At 53.7% G+C, this 16,986-nt stretch carries 14 protein-coding genes; 8 read left to right on the top strand and 6 right to left on the bottom strand.

Annotated elements, in window-relative coordinates; translation table 11 throughout:
- Window positions 1–139 precede the first annotated feature (139 nt).
- Complete coding sequence (locus tag ACTQ34_RS11360; RefSeq protein WP_441363925.1) at window positions 140–274, bottom strand: helix-turn-helix domain-containing protein; 135 nt, start codon at window positions 272–274, stop codon at window positions 140–142.
- Window positions 275–471: 197 nt separating this feature from the next.
- Here ACTQ34_RS11360 and ACTQ34_RS11355 point away from each other — a divergent pair, with 197 nt between their 5' ends.
- Entirely contained in the window at window positions 472–1,815 is a 1,344-nt protein-coding gene (locus ACTQ34_RS11355) for an MATE family efflux transporter (RefSeq protein ID WP_441363924.1), read from the top strand.
- A gap of 35 nt (window positions 1,816–1,850) precedes the next feature.
- On the opposite strand, the gene ACTQ34_RS11350 is transcribed toward ACTQ34_RS11355, so the two are convergent.
- Window positions 1,851–3,047, bottom strand: a complete 1,197-nt coding sequence (locus ACTQ34_RS11350; protein ID WP_441363923.1) for a M15 family metallopeptidase — start codon at window positions 3,045–3,047, stop codon at window positions 1,851–1,853.
- A gap of 136 nt (window positions 3,048–3,183) precedes the next feature.
- Window positions 3,184–4,707: a YifB family Mg chelatase-like AAA ATPase gene (locus ACTQ34_RS11345; RefSeq protein WP_441363922.1), complete on the bottom strand. Its 1,524-nt coding sequence runs from the start codon at window positions 4,705–4,707 to the stop codon at window positions 3,184–3,186.
- Between the two features lie 313 nt (window positions 4,708–5,020).
- Here ACTQ34_RS11345 and nifJ point away from each other — a divergent pair, with 313 nt between their 5' ends.
- From nifJ to ACTQ34_RS11320, 5 genes are all read left to right on the top strand, one after another.
- The gene (gene nifJ, locus ACTQ34_RS11340; protein WP_441363921.1) at window positions 5,021–8,581 is read left to right on the top strand and encodes a pyruvate:ferredoxin (flavodoxin) oxidoreductase; all 3,561 of its coding nucleotides are present in this window, start codon (window positions 5,021–5,023) and stop codon (window positions 8,579–8,581) included.
- A 222-nt stretch (window positions 8,582–8,803) separates the two neighbouring features.
- On the top strand, window positions 8,804–9,505 hold the full coding sequence (locus ACTQ34_RS11335) for a DUF2461 domain-containing protein (protein WP_441363920.1): 702 nt from the start codon (window positions 8,804–8,806) through the stop codon (window positions 9,503–9,505).
- On the top strand, window positions 9,502–10,143 hold the full coding sequence (locus tag ACTQ34_RS11330; RefSeq protein ID WP_441363919.1) for a 3'-5' exonuclease: 642 nt from the start codon (window positions 9,502–9,504) through the stop codon (window positions 10,141–10,143). The genes ACTQ34_RS11335 and ACTQ34_RS11330 overlap by 4 nt, the downstream gene beginning before the upstream one ends.
- A 14-nt stretch (window positions 10,144–10,157) precedes the next feature.
- Window positions 10,158–10,463, top strand: a complete 306-nt coding sequence (locus ACTQ34_RS11325; RefSeq protein WP_373164809.1) for a hypothetical protein — start codon at window positions 10,158–10,160, stop codon at window positions 10,461–10,463.
- Window positions 10,464–10,508: 45 nt separating this feature from the next.
- The gene (locus ACTQ34_RS11320; protein ID WP_441363918.1) at window positions 10,509–11,876 is read left to right on the top strand and encodes an AI-2E family transporter; all 1,368 of its coding nucleotides are present in this window, start codon (window positions 10,509–10,511) and stop codon (window positions 11,874–11,876) included.
- Between the two features lie 17 nt (window positions 11,877–11,893).
- On the opposite strand, the gene ACTQ34_RS11315 is transcribed toward ACTQ34_RS11320, so the two are convergent.
- Complete coding sequence (locus tag ACTQ34_RS11315) at window positions 11,894–12,310, bottom strand: hypothetical protein (RefSeq protein ID WP_441363917.1); 417 nt, start codon at window positions 12,308–12,310, stop codon at window positions 11,894–11,896.
- A 106-nt stretch (window positions 12,311–12,416) separates the two neighbouring features.
- Entirely contained in the window at window positions 12,417–13,391 is a 975-nt protein-coding gene (gene pta / locus ACTQ34_RS11310; protein WP_441363916.1) for a phosphate acetyltransferase, read from the bottom strand.
- A 386-nt stretch (window positions 13,392–13,777) separates the two neighbouring features.
- On the opposite strand from pta, the gene ACTQ34_RS11305 reads away from it, so the two are divergent.
- Together ACTQ34_RS11305 and ACTQ34_RS11300 are read left to right on the top strand one after the other, a co-directional pair.
- Entirely contained in the window at window positions 13,778–15,154 is a 1,377-nt protein-coding gene (locus tag ACTQ34_RS11305; protein ID WP_441363915.1) for a recombinase family protein, read from the top strand.
- A complete protein-coding gene (locus ACTQ34_RS11300; RefSeq protein WP_441363914.1) occupies window positions 15,117–15,668 on the top strand; it encodes a sigma-70 family RNA polymerase sigma factor in 552 nt (183 codons plus the stop codon). The genes ACTQ34_RS11305 and ACTQ34_RS11300 overlap by 38 nt, the downstream gene beginning before the upstream one ends.
- A gap of 49 nt (window positions 15,669–15,717) precedes the next feature.
- On the opposite strand, the gene ACTQ34_RS11295 is transcribed toward ACTQ34_RS11300, so the two are convergent.
- Window positions 15,718–16,785, bottom strand: a complete 1,068-nt coding sequence (locus ACTQ34_RS11295; protein WP_441363913.1) for a polysaccharide deacetylase family protein — start codon at window positions 16,783–16,785, stop codon at window positions 15,718–15,720.
- Window positions 16,786–16,986 lie beyond the last annotated feature (201 nt).

Genomic DNA, 16,986 nt, shown 5'->3' with positions numbered 1-16,986 from the left:
ATTTCAGCACGTCTGCCTTGTATTCTGCACTGTATTTCTGTCCCATCTTCAACACCCTTTCTGTTCTTCATTATACCACCTTGGGTGTGCGGTTTTATTGTATCACTCCAAAAGTCAGCATGGGATTGGTGTGGTATCTTTAATTATGTGAAACTCCGGTCTCCCATTTGCTGACCGCAGCCGCTGATACACCAACCAGCGCAGCCAGACTTTCCTGTGTCAGTCCCTTAGCGCGGCGTGCGGCAAGGATTGTGGTTCCGATGAAAAGTTCCATATCGTTCATCCTTATAATAGCAGATTCAAAAGGACCTTTTGTGATTTTATCTTATCATGCGGCTGCGACAGATACAATGGAGGCAAAGTTTAACCGGCGGTTGGATTTTTCAACCAACAGTTGAACAAAGCGGTGCATGGTTGACGCTGCTGTCGGATTCTGTTAGGATAGTCAAAGTGGGAAAGGGGAATGGGACTGTGTCGCTTGATTTGACAGAAGGAAGCATTACTCGACGGCTGTTGTTGTTTGCGCTGCCGCTGATGGTTGGCAATCTGCTGCAGCAATTATATAATGTAGCGGATACGCTGATTGTGGGGCGGTTTCTGGGAGCGGACGCACTGGCAGCGGTTGGTTCGGCCTATACGCTGATGGTGTTTCTGACATCGATTTTGCTGGGGCTCTGTATGGGCAGCAGTGCGTTTTTTGCCATGCAGTTTGGCAAACGGGATATGGAGCGTCTGAAAAACAGTTTGTTTTTGTCCTTCCTGCTGATTGGTATTATCGCGGTTGTGATGAATGTACTGGTTTTTGCGGGGTTGGACTGGATTGTCCGGGTGCTGCATGCACCGGATACCGTTGCGCCACTCATGCGGCAATACTTGTTCTACATCTTTTTTGGGATATTGGCGACGTTTTTATATAACTTCTTCGCAAATCTGCTTCGTGCAGTGGGGAATTCATTGGTGCCGCTGGTGTTTCTGGCAGCATCGGCGGTGCTCAACATTGTTCTGGATTTGCTGTTTGTTTTGGTGTTCCGCTGGGGGGTGACAGGTGCGGCGGTCGCTACGGTGATGGCGCAGTTTGTCTCCGGTATTGGCATTGCGGCGTATTGTTTGCTGCGTTTTCCAGAGCTGCGTGTGCAACGGCGTCATATGCGCTGGGACCGCCGGATTATACGTGAGATTGCCGGTCTGTCTGTTTTGACCTGTGTGCAGCAGTCGGTCATGAATTTCGGTATCTTAATGGTGCAGGGATTGGTCAACAGCTTTGGAAAAACCGTCATGGCGGCGTTTGCCGCAGCGGTCAAGATTGATTCCTTTGCCTATATGCCGGTGCAGGATTTCGGCAATGCGTTTTCGACCTTTATTGCGCAGAATTACGGGGCAAGGGACGAGGAACGCATTCGACGCGGAATCAAAAGCGCGGTAGGGACAGCGTTTGTGTTCTGTGTGGTTATCAGCACAGCGGTGTGTATATTGGCGCGTCCGCTGATGGGACTGTTTATCCAGTCGGAAGAGACAGAAATTATTGCAATTGGCGTTGGCTATCTGCGGATTGAGGCGTCGTGCTATTTTGGAATCGGTCTGCTGTTCCTCTTGTACGGCTTTTATCGCGCGGTCAAGCGGCCTGGCATGTCGGTGGTGCTGACAGTGATTTCGTTGGGTACGCGCGTAGCACTTGCTTATTTGCTGTCTGCAATGCCCTCGGTGGGTGTGACCGGTATATGGGTTGCCGTGCCAATTAGCTGGGTGCTGGCTGATCTGGCGGGCGTGGCATATTATTGGAGCAAAAAAACACGTTTGCTGCATGAGAAAGTATGAAAAAAGGTCCTGCCTGATGGCAGGACCTTTTGGTTTTAGGTACCAAAATAACTGAAGTGCATATAGTCGCGCTTGCTGCGCCATGCATTGCCGCCCCACAGAAAGCCGTGGCTGATGAATGCGTTGTACACGTCGCCGCCTTCAGGGATGGAATAGGGGTCTTCACCCGGCAACCAGTAGGAGCCAGTGGTCGGGGTCAGAGAGCCATCCTCGTTGATGGTTGCTTCCATGTTCTCATCCCAGTTGATGTCTACTGCAGTACCCTGAGAGTGTTCGCCCGTACGCCAGGAGTAGCAGCCGACATCCTTAATCGGGAACTGCTCATCTCCATTGTAAATCTCTTCAAACACTGCTTCGTAGATGGAAGCAAGGTTGCGGTTTACCTGCAGATATGCAGTGCCAGAGGTCTTGGTGCCGTCCTCCTGCAAACGCCAGACCGGAACGGAAATTTCCACCATATTGGCTTCTGCTTCCTCGGCAGTCTGGTATTTCTGACCGCCCACACCATAGACCAGTTCCATCTTTTCTTCTTCTGTCTGCGGCAGCGTCAGGTCCGGTTCTTTCCATGAGTCGTCGGTAGTGTCAGAGCTGTTGTTCGAGGTGCCCTCAAAGGCGGAGCAAAAACGGGTTGCCATAATAAGGGCTTGTTCGCGTGTGGCGGTTCCGCTGGGGGCGAGTACGGTGGTTTGTCCAGCAGCGGAAATGCCGTTGACCACAGTGTGATCCACCATGGTAATCATGGCATCAACAGCATAGGAATTGATTTCGGGGACATCGGGATAATCCTCTACACAGGCGTCGCCTGCGATTGGGGCAGCGTCAATGCCGGCGGCATCCAGAATGTTATACAGCATAACGCAAAGATCCTGACGTTCAATCTCTGCATCCGGATCGAAGATGCCATCGCCGCGGCCGTTGACCAGTCCGAGTTCGTAGGCAGCGACAACGCTCGGATCATCACAGTCGCGGAAGGGTTTTTTGCCCGAAGCAAAAACCGCTTTGCCGCTGACAGCTTTATAGGCATTGACGGCGATGCCGCAGAACTCGGCGCGGGTGATGGCGCCTGTTGCACTGCGCGTTTCCAGTGAGCTGGGTATCAGTCCTGCTTCCTGCGCCGCGGCAACGCCTTCCTGTGCCCAGGCTGAAACGTTGGACAGCGCGCCGGCTTGCGGTGTGAGCAGCGCGGCGAGCAATGCAAGTGTGCCGGCGCGGCGAAAAAACGGATGTGGCATAAGTAAGGGGCCTCCTTGGAAAAGGGTATTGAATTGCGTATTTTTATGGATATGAGTGTGTCGTTTTTTGTAAAAAGTAAGTAAAACAGAAACTTATTCACAATATCCACAGATTTTTCCACAAAACTGTGGATAATTACCTACCGATGGTGCGATCGAGCGCGCGATATTGGAGCGCTTCGGCAAGGTGCTCCGGAGCAATAACCGGGCTGTTCGCCAAATCGGCGATGGTACGCGCCATGCGCAACACACGGTCGTGGGCGCGCGCGGTCAAACCAAGCCTTTCGAAAGCTGCATGAAACATCTGTGAAGCGTCCTCTGTCAGCGGACAGCATTCTGACAGATGCGCAGGCGGAAGGTGTGCATTACAGATATCCGTGCCCTGTCGCCGGTACTGTAGTTGACGTGCAGCCATAACGCGGGTGCGAATAGAGACTGACGATTCCTCAGCAGCCTGTCCGCGCGCCGCAAGTGCGGCATATTCGACCGGCTGAACCGCAATTTGCAGGTCAATTCGGTCGAGAAGCGGGCCGGACAGGCGGCGCAGATATTGCTGCACGGACGCGTTGGAGCAAGTGCAGCGTTCGGTGCCGTACCAGCCGCAGCGGCAGGGGTTCATGGCGGCAATAAGCTGAAAACGAGCGGGATAGGTGACTTGTCCCGCAACACGGGAAATCGTGATTCGACCATCCTCCAGTGGTTGGCGCAGTGCCTCAAGCACATCGCGGTGAAACTCCGGCAATTCGTCCAGAAACAGCACGCCGTGATGTGCAAGCGAAATCTCGCCCGGTGTGGGCAGACGGTTGCTTGCACCCGCGCCGCCTGCCAAAGCGGCGGCAGAGGTGGTGTGGTGCGGCGCTCGAAAGGGGCGGGAGGCACGTCCGACAGCCTCCTGTCCACGGCCAACAGCCGACCAGACGCGGATGACTTCCAGCCGTTCGCTATCCGACAGCGGCGGTAAAATGGTGGAAAAGCGCTTTGCCATCATGCTTTTGCCCGAACCGGGCGGTCCGGAAAGCAGAATGTTATGTCCGCCGGCTGCGGCAATTTCCAGTGCGCGCTTTACGGCGTTCTGTCCCATCACATGGGAAAAGTCCAATGTATTATCCTCTGGTGGGGGTGGCTCGGGCGGCGGGCATGGCGCCAGCGGCGCGCGGCCTGACAGATGCGCGATGAGCGCAGGCAGGCTGTCGACCGGCAGAATTGTAATACCGGTAGCATAGGATGCTTCCTGCGCGTTCTGCGTCGGCACATAAACCGTGCGGAAACCGGCGTCCCGGGCAGCCAGCGCCATGGAAAGTGCGCCGCAGACCGGGCGCAGCAAACCTGACAGCGAAAGCTCACCAAGGAAGATTGAATCCTGTGGCAGAGGCTCGATTTGACCGGTAGCCGCAAGGATGGAAAGCAAAATAGGAAGATCATACGCCGTACCTGCCTTGCGGGTATCCGCCGGAGCAAGATTCACCGTGATGCGCGAAACCGGCCAGTCAAACGAGCAGGACTTGACAGCCGCCCGTACACGTTCTCCGGCTTCTGCGACCGCACCGGTCGGCAAACCGACCACATCCAGACGGGGCAGGCCATTCGAGGGCAGGCATTCGACGGTGACGATATAACCGTCGATTCCGCTCAGACCTGCGGAAAAAACGCGCGCAACCATCGAACTCCCTCCCATGATGCCAAAAGACTTACTTTATTAATATACTACAATTTTGTCGATTCCGCAATGCAAAACGACAACTGCAAAGGAAGTGTAACATTTTGGAACAGTATGAGATTGTTGTTTCATAATGCGAAATCTTTGTCAATAATCGGGGAATTGTTACGAATTTGTCATATTAAGTGTTTACATTTTTGGTGAGGAGTGATAGAATAAAAACGGCCGGTGGAGACGGCTTTTTCCCGTGTCAAAAATCAGGCGAAAAGGCTTTTCACCCCTTCAGCATGTTATAACTGAATAGGAGGATATAAACATGGCAAGAAAGATGAAGTCCATGGACGGTAACACTGCTGCGGCACATGTGTCGTATGCGTTTACCGAGGTCGCGGGTATTTATCCGATTACCCCGTCCAGCCCCATGGCAGACAGCGTAGACCAGTGGGCAGCCGCAGGTCAGAAAAACATTTTCGGTACTACCGTTAAGGTAATCGAAATGCAGTCCGAGGCGGGTGCCGCAGGTACGGTTCACGGTTCTCTGGCAGCCGGCGCGCTGACCACGACCTACACTGCATCGCAGGGTCTGCTGCTGATGATCCCGAATATGTACAAGATCGCAGGCGAACTGCTTCCCTGTGTGTTCCATGTTTCCGCGCGTACGGTTGCATCCCATGCGCTGAACATCTTCGGTGACCATTCTGACGTTATGGCTTGCCGTCAGACCGGTTTCGCTATGCTGGCTGAGACCAATCCGCAGGAAGTCATGGATCTGGGTGCGGTTGCGCATCTGGCTACCCTGAAATCCCGCGTTCCGTTTATTAATTTTTTCGATGGTTTCCGTACCTCCCACGAGATTCAGAAGATCGAGGTTTGGGATTACGAGGATCTGAAGGAAATGTGCGATATGGACGCTGTGGAAGCGTTCCGCAAGCGCGCTCTCAATCCGGAGCATGCAATGATGCGCGGCTCTCACGAGAATGGCGACGTATTCTTCCAGCATCGTGAGGCTTGCAACAAGTACTATGAGGCTGTTCCGGAAATCGTAGAAGAGTACATGGGCAAGGTTAACGCCAAGCTCGGTACCAACTATCAGCTGTTCAACTACTACGGCGCTGCCGATGCCGACCGTGTTATCATCGCGATGGGCTCGATTTGCGACGTAGCGGAAGAAGTTATCGACTACCTCAACGCACACGGTGAGAAGGTCGGCCTTGTCAAGGTTCGCCTGTACCGTCCGTGGCGTGCGGACAAGCTGCTTGCCGCTATCCCGGAGACTGCCAAGAAGATTGCGGTTCTCGACCGCACCAAGGAGCCGGGCGCACAGGGCGAGCCGCTTTATCTGGACGTTGTTACCGCGCTGGCTAACGCTGGCATTACCGACAAGACTGTTATCGGCGGCCGTTACGGTCTGGGTTCCAAGGACACCCCGCCGTCTTCTGTCTTTGCGGTATACGAAGAGCTGACCAAGGCTGAGCCCAAGCGTCAGTTCACCATCGGTATCACCGACGACGTGACCTACCTGTCCCTCGAGGAGAAGCCGGCGCCGAACACCGCGGCGGAAGGCACCACCGAGTGCAAGTTCTGGGGTCTCGGCGGCGACGGTACGGTTGGCGCAAACAAGAACTCCATCAAGATCATCGGCGACCACACCGATAAGTTCGTTCAGGCGTACTTCCAGTACGACTCCAAGAAGACCGGCGGCGTTACCGTTTCGCACCTGCGCTTTGGCGACAAGCCGATTAAGAGCCCGTATTATATCAATAAGGCGGACTTTGTTGCCTGCCACAACCCGTCCTATATCACCAAGCACTTCCCGATCGTGCGTGACGTTAAGCCGGGCGGCGTGTTCCTGATTAACTGCCAGTGGACGCCGGAAGAGCTTGAGCATCATCTGGCGGCTTCCGAGAAGCGCTACATTGCTAAGAACAATATCCAGCTCTACACCATCAATGCGATTGACCTCGCCATTGAGATCGGCATGGGCAAGCGTACGAACACCATCCTCCAGTCCGCCTTCTTCACGCTGGCTAAGGTTATGCCGCAGGAAGAAGCTATCGGCTACATGAAGGATGCGGCTACCAAGTCCTACCTGAAGAAGGGCCAGGATGTCGTTGATATGAACCATAAGGCGATCGACGCCGGCGCTACCGCGTTCGTCAAGATTGATGTTCCGGCTGCTTGGGCTGATGCTGTTGATCCGGAGGATACCCGCGATCTGCAGGGCCGTCCGGAAGTGGTTAAGATGGTCAAGGAAGTTATGGAGCCGATCGGCCGCATGGACGGCGACTCCCTGCCGGTATCCGCTTTCGCGGGTGAGCATGTTGACGGCACCTTCGAGCACGGCGCTGCCGCTTACGAGAAGCGTGGCGTAGCGGTTACCGTTCCGTCCTGGAATCAGGATACCTGTGTACAGTGTAACCAGTGTGCTTATGTCTGCCCGCACGCGACTATTCGTCCGTTCGCACTGACCGAGGAAGAAGCCGCTGCTGCTCCGGCATCGACCAAGATTGTTGACATCAAGGTCGGCAAGGGCAAGGGCGTTTATAAGTATGCACTCGCTGTTTCTCCGCTCGATTGCATGGGCTGCGGCGTATGTGCTGGCGTGTGCCCGACCAAGTCCCTGACTATGACGCCGCAGGAGCAGGAAGCAGCCCAGCAGGATGCGTTCGACTACTGCGTAGCCAAGGTTTCCGAGAAGGCAGACATGTTCTCGGTCAACTCCGTCAAGGACAGCCAGTTCAAGAAGCCGCTGCTTGAGTTCTCCGGCTCCTGCGCAGGCTGCGCTGAAACTTCTTATGCCCGCCTGATTACACAGGTTTGCGGCGACCGTATGTATATTTCCAATGCGACCGGCTGTTCGTCTATCTGGGGCGGTCCGGCTGCTACCAGCCCGTACACCGTTGACGCGAACGGCCACGGTCCTGCTTGGGCGAACAGCCTGTTCGAGGACAACGCGGAGCACGGTCTCGGCATGTACTATGGCCAGCTGGCTATCCGTGAGCGCCTGATCTCCAAGCTGGAAGAGATGGCTGCTGCAGAGCAGACCCCGGCTGCGACCAAGGATGCGATTGCCAAGTTCATGGAAACCAAGGACAATGGCGCTGCCAATGCAGAGCCGGCCAAGGCTTTGGTTGCCGAGCTTGAAAAGGGTGCGGCTGCCGGCTGCGACGCTTGCAAGGAAGTTCTTGCGTATAAGGAATACCTCGCTAAGAAGTCTATCTGGATCTTCGGCGGCGACGGCTGGGCTTATGATATCGGCTTTGGCGGTCTGGATCACGTCCTCGCTTCCGGTCAGGATGTAAACGTCATGGTATTCGATACTGAGGTTTACTCCAACACCGGCGGTCAGGCTTCCAAGGCTACCAACATCGGTGCTGTGGCTCAGTTCGCGGCTTCCGGTAAGACCACCAAGAAGAAGAGCCTCGCTGAGATCGCAATGAGCTACGGCTACGTTTACGTTGCGCAGATTGCTATGGGTGCGAACATGAACCAGACCCTCAAGGCGATTGCTGAGGCAGAAGCTTACCACGGCCCGTCCCTCATCATTGGCTACGCTCCGTGTGAAATGCACTCCATCAAGGGCGGCATGACCAACTGCCAGGCTGAGATGAAGAAGGCTGTTGACTGCGGCTACTGGAACCTGTTCCGCTTCAACCCGCAGCTTGCTGAGGAAGGCAAGAATCCGTTTATTCTTGAATCCAAGGAGCCTAAGACGGAGGATTACCGCAAGTTCATGATGAACGAAGCGCGTTACTCGGCCCTGACTCGTTCGTTCCCGGATCGTGCTGAGAAGCTGTTCACGGAATCCGAAGTTGAGTCCACCAAGCGTTACGCACATCTGCAGCGTTTGCAGGCTCTGTATGCGCCCGAGGCGTAAGAGCAGCTGATTACGCAGAAAGTGTTGAACTGAAACAAAAATGAGAAACCGCCCGCGGATGATACCGTGGGCGGTTTTTTTGTGCGTCACTGGATATTTTCGGCAGATAGGGCAGAAACCCATACAATATTTTGCGTTTTCGCAGCGAGAAACAGCAAAATCCTGTTGCGTAAACAGAGAAAACGCGGTACAATGATAAACAGAAAGGTGGTGCCCGTTTTCATGGCATTCACAGGCTTTAACGCTGCAGGGATTGATTTGCTGCAGCTGAACCGCCTGCAAAACAGCAAGGATTTTTACGAAGAACACAAAGAAGAAATTAAACAAAAGGTTATTCTACCGTTCCATGAATTGATTGCGCAGATGACACCCGCGATGCTGGAAATTGATGCACAGTTTGTCGTCACTCCATCGCGCATGGTGTCGCGTGTGCGGCGTGATACACGTTATACGAAGGACAAAACGCTATATCGCTCCAATATGTGGATGTTTTTCCGGCGAAAACGACAGGAGCACGAATCCGTGCCATGCTATTATTTTGAGATACATCCTGAGTTCTGGGGCTTTGGCTGCTGGGGCGCATGGGGCAGAGGGGAAATGGAATCCCTGCGAGAGATGATATTGCATGAGGATAAGCTGTTTCTTGAAGCCTATGACGCCGTGCAGTCCTGCCCGCAGATGCATCTGGACGGGGAAATGTATAAGCGACCGAAGTTCCCGGATGCAAAGCCGCACTATCAGAATTGGCTCAACCGCAAGGAGATTGGTGTGGATTTCCGTGAGACCACGGACTTTGCGCCGCTGCTGGATGGTTCGTTTGTGCAGCCGATGGTGCAAACCATGCAGCGTTTGGCGCCGTTTTACCGTTTTCTGCTGACAGCGAAAGAACGTGCGGAGGCCACGCGGCGGGAGGCGGTCCAATGAGATATGTGGCGCTTGATTTTGAAACCGGCAACGCGTCTCGGCTCAGTGCTTGCGCATTGGGTGTGAGCATTTTTGAAGATTCTGTGCTGGTGGCAGAACAGACAACGCTCATTAAACCGCCCGCCCAAGTCGGAAAATTCCACTGGGGAAATGTCCGTGTCAATCATATTAAAGAATCTATGGTGGTGGATGCGCCTGCATTCGACGTGGTTTGGGGGCAGGGCATAGGAGAATTGGCACAAGGCAGCGTGCTGGTTTGTCATAATGCTATGTTCGATACGGCGGTGTTGTGTGCTTGTTTGGTACATTATCATTTGCCTGTACCGGAATGCCGTTATGTGTGTACCGTGAAGGTGGCACAACGGGTATGGCCGCAGCTGCCAAATCATAAGCTCGATACGGTATCGCAAGCGCTTGGCATTCCCTTGAATCATCATGAGGCAGGATCGGATGCTCGTGCGGCCGGTTTGATTTTGCAGGCTGCCCTGCGCGAGACGACAAGTGCGGATGCAGATGAGCTGGCTCAAAAAATCGGTATGCGCCTGGGACGGATTTCCTGTATGGGAACCGTGCCATGCAGCGTAGCGAAAGAATTTCGGGGCGGGAAAACCGTCCGTTCAACTCAAACCCATGTATAAAGGAGAGAGCAGCTATGAAAAACTATTTGGAGAACATCGATCGGGAAGCCCTTCGTGCGCGTGCAGAGCAAATGCTGCGCTATGCAGACGATGCGCGTAGTCAGGCAGGCCGCTGGACAGATTATGCGGTATCCAAGGCGCAGAACTTTTCTGTTTTTGATTTTGCGATTTTCAAGGTATGCCTGCTGTCCCTGGGATTGTGGCTGGGCACTTGCTTCTCCCGCTTTTTCAAGAAATTCCGCGGCGTTTTGTTTGTTGCTTTTGCGGCAAGCTGGCTGTATCTGTTCTGGCGTATTTTCTTTGACTGCGAAGAAGAATAGGCTGCTGCATCATGACGTTGGGTGAAAACCCGGTAGGAGAGGAGTATGTCTGTGGAGGAGCCGACACAGCAAAATAGATCAAAATTTCGTGCGTATCCGCATTACTTTCAATGGGGATTGACCGCGTTTTGCGTCATTGTTTCCAGCGCGATTGTCGTGTTTTTATTGCAGTGGCTGCCGATTATCTGGACGATGTTTCAAAAGCTGCTTGGCATTCTCAGTCCATTTATCTACGGCTTCGTGATGGCATATTTGCTGATGCCGATTTTTAATGCGCTGTATAAGAGGATTCAGCCGCCTCTGTCGCGTCGCTTGAAGAACGGAACCCGTATTGCGAAAGGATTATGCAGCATTTTGACGCTGTTGATTGGCATTGTCGTAGTGGGAATTCTGCTTTGGATGGTGCTTCCGCAGCTGATAGTGAGTGTTTTCTCGCTGCTTGAATCTATGGATACCTATCTCAATGAGATTTCCGGCTGGGTGGCATCCCTGCTTAAGGATAATCCGGTAATCGAGCGTAATTTTCTTCAGCTTTATGAGGAGTTTTCTCAGCAAATTGTCAACTGGGTGCAGAATATTGCGTTACCGCAGCTCGTTGCGCTGATGACCGGCGTTGTGACGACGGTTTCCGTATTATTCGATATTCTGATTGGTATCATCATTGCGCTGTATATTCTCAACAGCAAGGACACGTTTTGTGCACAGGCTAAAAAGATGACATATAGCCTGTTTTCCATCAACCGAGCGAATCGTATTATGGGGCGCGTTGCGTATGTACACCGTGTATTCGGTGGTTTTATTACGGGCAAGCTCATCGATTCTTTGATTATCGGCGTGCTGTGCTTTATTGGCTTGCGTTTGCTGATCGGCTTCGGGCTGATGACCATGGATCAGTCGTATGCACTGCTGATTTCGGTTATCATTGGCGTGACCAATATTATCCCGTTTTTCGGACCGTTTATCGGCGCAATCCCAAGCACCATTCTGATTATGGTAATCAGTCCGGTGCAGGCAGTGTATTTTGTATTGTTTGTTCTGGCGTTGCAGCAGTTTGACGGCAATATCCTGGGCCCCAAGATTCTGGGTAATTCAACCGGCCTGTCGAGCTTTTGGGTCATGTTTGCCATTTTGCTGTTTGGCGGTGTGTTTGGATTTGTCGGCATGGCGGTCGGCGTGCCGCTGTTTGCCGTACTCTACAGTGCGGTGACCGAGGTGGTTTGCAGCCTGCTGAAAAAGCGTGGCTTGTCCGTAGATACCAATGACTACCGGGGACCGCGACAGCTTGATCCGGTTACCGGTGAGTTTGTTGCGATTAAAGAAGAAGAGCGCCCGCCGGTTTCGGCAAAGGAGCGTCGCCGCGCGGCAGAGAAAGCGCGTGCGCAGAAACAACAAGAGGAACAAAAAAAGGACTGACTTTTGTCAGTCCTTTTTTATGCTGCGATGCTTGTCGGCAGCATGTCGTCCAGCGCGTCAATCAGTGCCTGTGCGTCGCGCAGATGGTGGTTCCACGGTGCGCTTTCGTAGACGAAGCTGTTCTTGCCCAGAACGAAATGCAGCGGTTCCCCTTTGTGGTGCGCGTCGATTTCGTATTGCACGGTATCGAGCGAGTAGCTTTGTTGATAAAACGGCAGGCGGGACGCTTTGCAGGATGTGAGCAATTCTGACAGCTGCGTCAAATTGATTTGCGAGGTGAGCTCTTCAAATTCTGCATTGCCGATCATGCGCTGCACACGCCAAACCTCTAGCTGTTCAGCTTGCGGTGCAACAGAATAGGGCGTCAGCACAAAGGCCAGTGCACCGCACAGCGCAAGAACACATAACAAAACAATCATCGGTTTCTGGTTCATGATAGGCACGCTCCTTTGTCTGTTGCTGTCCCGTAGAGCAAACAAGGGCCGAAAATAGGTTTCGGCCCTTGCAAGTTCAGTGTTCTGAGAATGCGCAGGGGAGAAATTACTTCAGGCCTGCGGTAATAATCGCCATCTGATAAACCTCATCCGCGTTGCAGCCGCGGGACAGGTCGTTAATCGGCGCGTTCAGACCCTGCAGGATCGGGCCATATGCTTCGAAGCCGCCCAGACGCTGCGCGATCTTATAGCCGATGTTGCCGGCATTGATATCCGGGAAGATGAAGGTGTTGGCCTGACCGGCTACCGGGGAGCCCTTGCACTTGGTCGCAGCAACCACCGGGGAGAAGGCTGCATCAAACTGCAGTTCGCCGTCAACAGCAAGCTCCGGTGCAGCGGCTTTGGTCTTTTCGGTTGCATTACGCATCATATCAACCGTATCACCCTTACCGGAGCCCTTGGTCGAGTAGGACAGCATGGCAACCTTGGGGTCGATGCCGAAAGCCTTGGCAGTCTTAGCGGTCTCGATCGCAATTTCAACCAGATCGTCTTCGCCGGGATTGATGTTGATTGCGCAGTCGCCCATAGCATATATCTCGTCGCCGCCGTCCTTTGCGTCGCGGCGCAGAATAAAGCAGGAGCTTACGATCTTGTTGCCCGGCTTGGTCTTGATGATCTGGAGCGCAGGGCGAACGGTATCCGCAGTGGAGTAAGTAGCACCGCCGAGCAGGGCGTCCGCCTTGCCCATCTTAACCAGCATCGTGCCGAAATAATTGCCCTTTGCGAGCGCAGCGCGGCACTGCTCCTCGGTCATCTTGCCTTTGCGCAGTTCGACCATCTTGGCGACCATCTCGTCCATTTCGGGATAGGTTGCAGGGTCAATGATTTCCATTCCTTCGATATCGAAGCCGCCGGCCTGCGCTGCCGCTTTCACTTCGTCCACATTACCAACCAGGATGGAATCCAGCAGACCGTCTTTCTTGAGACGGGAAGCAGCTTCCAGAATACGGGGATCGGGACCTTCGGTAAATACGATCTTGCGCTTGTCAGCCTTCAGCGTAGCAATCAGATTTTCAAACATATTGCACTCTCCTCCATTTTAATGGGTTTGTCCAGTGCGAAAGATAGTCGCAGACAAACTATTATATCCACATTATACACCTTGTCCCCAGCGCTCCACAAGTATTATTTGAGTAGATTTTGGGCAATTTCTGTAGCGCTTTATGCAAAGACTGGATTGGTGAGAAATTGGGCAAAATAGGAGTGGAAAGGGCGTGATGAGATGCAGGTGATACGGTATTTAAACGGCAGACGTCTGCATGGTGCAATGCCGCCGTTGCTGCTGGATAGGGAGGGAATCGGTGCTTTGCTGGGCGAGGTGCGCAGCAGGCAGCAGCTTCCATTGCCCGATACCGTCCCCTCTGCTATACTGGAAACGGAGGGATGCAGTCTCGGAAGGGATGAAATATGAAGCATACAGCGCTTTATTTGCGCGTTTCTACCGAGGCACAGGCAGATGAAGGCTATTCGCTGGCAGCGCAGGCAGAAAAACTCGAAGCGTATTGCCGCATGAAAGGTATTGAACAGTTTGAGCGTTATGTGGATGGTGGATTTTCCGGTTCCAATCTGACACGACCGGCAATCACCCAGCTGGTGGAGGCAATACGCGCCGGCAATGTGGAGCGCGTGGTGGTTTATAAATTGGACCGTCTCAGCCGCAGCCAGAAAGATACGCTTTACCTTATCGAGGACGTTTTTTTGCCGCATGGCGTGGACTTTGTTTCCATCAATGAGAATATTGACACCGGCAGTCCATATGGGCGCGCAATGATTGGCATTTTATCTGCTTTTGCACAGCTTGAGCGAGAAAACATTTTTTTGCGTACCCGTATGGGGATGGTGGAACGTGTTAAGCAGGGATATTGGCCGGGTGGCGGCAAAATTCCGTTTGGGTATGACTATGACGCGGATAAGGGGATTCTGGTGCCGAACAGTGACGCGGAAACCGTACGCGAAATCTATGCGCGGTATCTGGAGGGCCAGTCGACCGGACGGATTGCGCGTGAACTGGGACTGAAATATGAACATCTCGTGCGGCAGATTCTGCTGCGGGAGAGCAACACAGGGGTGATAGTTTATCGTGGGGAGACATATTCCGGGCGGCACGAGCCGCTCATTGACAAAAAGACGTTTGAACGCGTTCGGCAGCGTTTGCAGCGCGTGGATAAGCCGCGTGCCGCCCCATCCGGTAAACTGCTGACCGGGCTTCTGGTCTGTGGGCATTGCGGAGCGAAAATGCGTTACCAGAAATGGGGCGGCGCAGGTGATAAACTGGTATGCTATTCGAGAGATAAATCAAAGCCGCATCTGATACACGATGCAAATTGTCCGAATCGAGGCGTGATGGCGCGGCAGGTGGAGTCGGTCGTTATCCGTGACTTGTCCCGGCTGGCCGCCGAGCCGGTTTTTCCGCGTGGCAGTAAAAAAGAGCCTGCGGAATGCCGGCGCGCGCTCGAGCGTGCACAGCGCAAGCTGCGCCGTTTATATGAGCTGTTTGCGGAAGGGGAGGATGATACCCTGCGGGACGCGATAGCTCGCGCCAGGCGCGAATGCAGCCGTGCGGAGCAGGCGCTGGAGCGTGCGCAGCAGGCTGAACGACAAGAGGAACAGGATGCTGCGCGGCAGGCGCTGCAAACAATAGGCTCTTGCTGGGACCGACTGAGCGATACAGAGAAGCAGGCGTTGGTGCGTGCTTGTGTGCAACGAATCGTGCTGCAAAACGATAAAATAGAGATATTCTATGTGATTGAAGGCGCAGAGATGCGTCAATCCTCTGCGGGATAGCTGTTTTCGACTTTGTATGTTCATGCCGATGATTATTGGGGAAATCAGGCGGTATCTGCGCGATAACAGCGCACTGAGAGTATCGCGCAGTCTGCGGGACACCGCTTACAAGGCATTGCAGGCCAAGGAGGCGTTTGTGCGCGAGCATCAGCGCGAGCCGGACATTGTGGAACTGGCAAAGCTGATGGATATGCCGAAGGAAGAGGTTGTACTGGCGTTGGACGCCATCCTTGACCCGGTCTCACTGTTTGAGCCGGTGTTCCATGATGGCACAGATACGGTCTGTGTGATGGATCAGGTAGGGGATAATAAAAATACCGATGATCAGTGGCTTGCCAGCATCGCGCTGCGGGAGGCTATTGACAGCCTGAACGAGCGGGAGAAACGCATCATCCGTCTGCGGTTTTTCGAGGGGCGCACTCAGATGGAGGTAGCCGATGAAATCCACATCTCACAGGCGCAGGTGTCTCGGCTGGAAAAGGGGGCGCTGGAGCATATCCGAAAACGCATATAAGTATGAGAAAAAGCAGGCCGCAAGCGGCCTGCTTTTGCGATATTTGGAGTTATCGGGTGTCGGAAGCACTGTTGATGGGCGTGGTGCCAAAGGTAACACGCGAGGATGGAATCCCCTGACGGGACATATAGCCGGTCAATAACTGTACGGTTTGTGCGGTGTTACGGCTGTGGTGCAGTCTGAGGATAATGGTTGCGGTGGTTGAGGCAAATTGCTGCGCAGTGGTAGCATAGGCGCGTGCCGAGGACTGTGTATCGTCCCCACAATTGAGCGTAGCGTCCCACAGCCGATAGCCTGCTCCGGTTAACGCATCGCGCTGCGCCTGTGTCAGCTTGTTGCAGCCGGTATCGTTGGAGATAATGCGGGCGGATACACCGGTCAGAAAGTTCAGCCGATCATTGGCGGCAGTCAGCGAAGCGAGCATGTCCTCCGAGGAAGTTTGTTCATCTGCATTGAGCAGGAGGGCAGGGGTATGTCCCTCTGCGACAATGCGGCGGATTATGTCATCCGGCCAGGCTGAGGTGTCGGTCGGCAGGAAAAACGTTGCCAGTCGTCCGGCGCTTTGCAGTGCATCCAAGATAGCGGGTGTTGTGCCGGTCGTTGGTGCGCCGTAAAAGGTTAAGTACACACGGGCAGGCTTTTGAGCAGGTTGCTCTTCCACCTCTGGAATAGGCGGCTCCGTCGGCTGCGGCGGCGTGGGCGGCACATTATCCGAGGGTTGGGAAGGCGTAATGCCCTTATATGCGTTAATTGCGCTTTCGATAGCACTGCTTTGAGCAGAGGCGAAAGAAGAGTCGCTGGAGGCAGAACCGTCCGTAATCCGAAGCACGGTTTCGCCGTAGGCAGACAGTGTGGAATAGCTCAGTCCAAATTTCCCACAACACAGCTTGACAGGCACATAAACCGATCCGTTCATATCATAAGCCGGGGTGGAATAGCTGTTTAGGTTCTGGTCGTATACATATCCTTCTGTAGTAGAAAAACTGAGCGTTTCTCCGCCGGAAGATAGGTTCAGTACATTATCCTCGCTGGAAGCCGAAACACCCAGAGCAGAGAATACGCTGTATGGGACATATAGCTCACCGCCCAGCCGTGTCGGCATGGTGCTGTCGGACAAGGGCAGAAGCGTATCGTTGACCGCGGTTAATGTCAGCGCGTGGGCCGGTGCGGGGAGAAGGACAGTGAGGAAGGCTGCGCAGAGTACAAGGCTGAGCAGCTTTTTCAGTTTGCGAGGGATACGCGGTCACTCCTTTCAGCAAATTATACGAACATATTATAACAAAAAGCAGATGGTTTGTCATCCTTCTTGTAAAAAAAC

The sequence above is a fragment of the Agathobaculum sp. LCP25S3_E8 genome (genome assembly GCF_052117165.1).
Classification (GTDB): domain Bacteria; phylum Bacillota; class Clostridia; order Oscillospirales; family Butyricicoccaceae; genus Agathobaculum.
The sequence above is the reverse complement of the archived record's forward strand: the minus strand, read 5'-3'. Positions and strand labels throughout refer to the sequence as shown.

What these genes read in the sequence shown, in the direction of transcription:
- ACTQ34_RS11360 (WP_441363925.1), bottom strand. Translation starts at nt 274, where the DNA reads ATGGAACTTTTCATCGGAACCACAATCCTTGCCGCACGCCGCGCTAAG.
- ACTQ34_RS11350 (WP_441363923.1), bottom strand. Translation starts at nt 3,047, where the DNA reads ATGCCACATCCGTTTTTTCGCCGCGCCGGCACACTTGCATTGCTCGCC.
- ACTQ34_RS11345 (WP_441363922.1), bottom strand. Translation starts at nt 4,707, where the DNA reads ATGGTTGCGCGCGTTTTTTCCGCAGGTCTGAGCGGAATCGACGGTTAT.
- nifJ (WP_441363921.1), top strand. Translation starts at nt 5,021, where the DNA reads ATGGCAAGAAAGATGAAGTCCATGGACGGTAACACTGCTGCGGCACAT.
- ACTQ34_RS11335 (WP_441363920.1), top strand. Translation starts at nt 8,804, where the DNA reads ATGGCATTCACAGGCTTTAACGCTGCAGGGATTGATTTGCTGCAGCTG.
- ACTQ34_RS11330 (WP_441363919.1), top strand. Translation starts at nt 9,502, where the DNA reads ATGAGATATGTGGCGCTTGATTTTGAAACCGGCAACGCGTCTCGGCTC.
- ACTQ34_RS11325 (WP_373164809.1), top strand. Translation starts at nt 10,158, where the DNA reads ATGAAAAACTATTTGGAGAACATCGATCGGGAAGCCCTTCGTGCGCGT.
- ACTQ34_RS11320 (WP_441363918.1), top strand. Translation starts at nt 10,509, where the DNA reads ATGTCTGTGGAGGAGCCGACACAGCAAAATAGATCAAAATTTCGTGCG.
- ACTQ34_RS11315 (WP_441363917.1), bottom strand. Translation starts at nt 12,310, where the DNA reads ATGAACCAGAAACCGATGATTGTTTTGTTATGTGTTCTTGCGCTGTGC.
- pta (WP_441363916.1), bottom strand. Translation starts at nt 13,391, where the DNA reads ATGTTTGAAAATCTGATTGCTACGCTGAAGGCTGACAAGCGCAAGATC.
- ACTQ34_RS11305 (WP_441363915.1), top strand. Translation starts at nt 13,778, where the DNA reads ATGAAGCATACAGCGCTTTATTTGCGCGTTTCTACCGAGGCACAGGCA.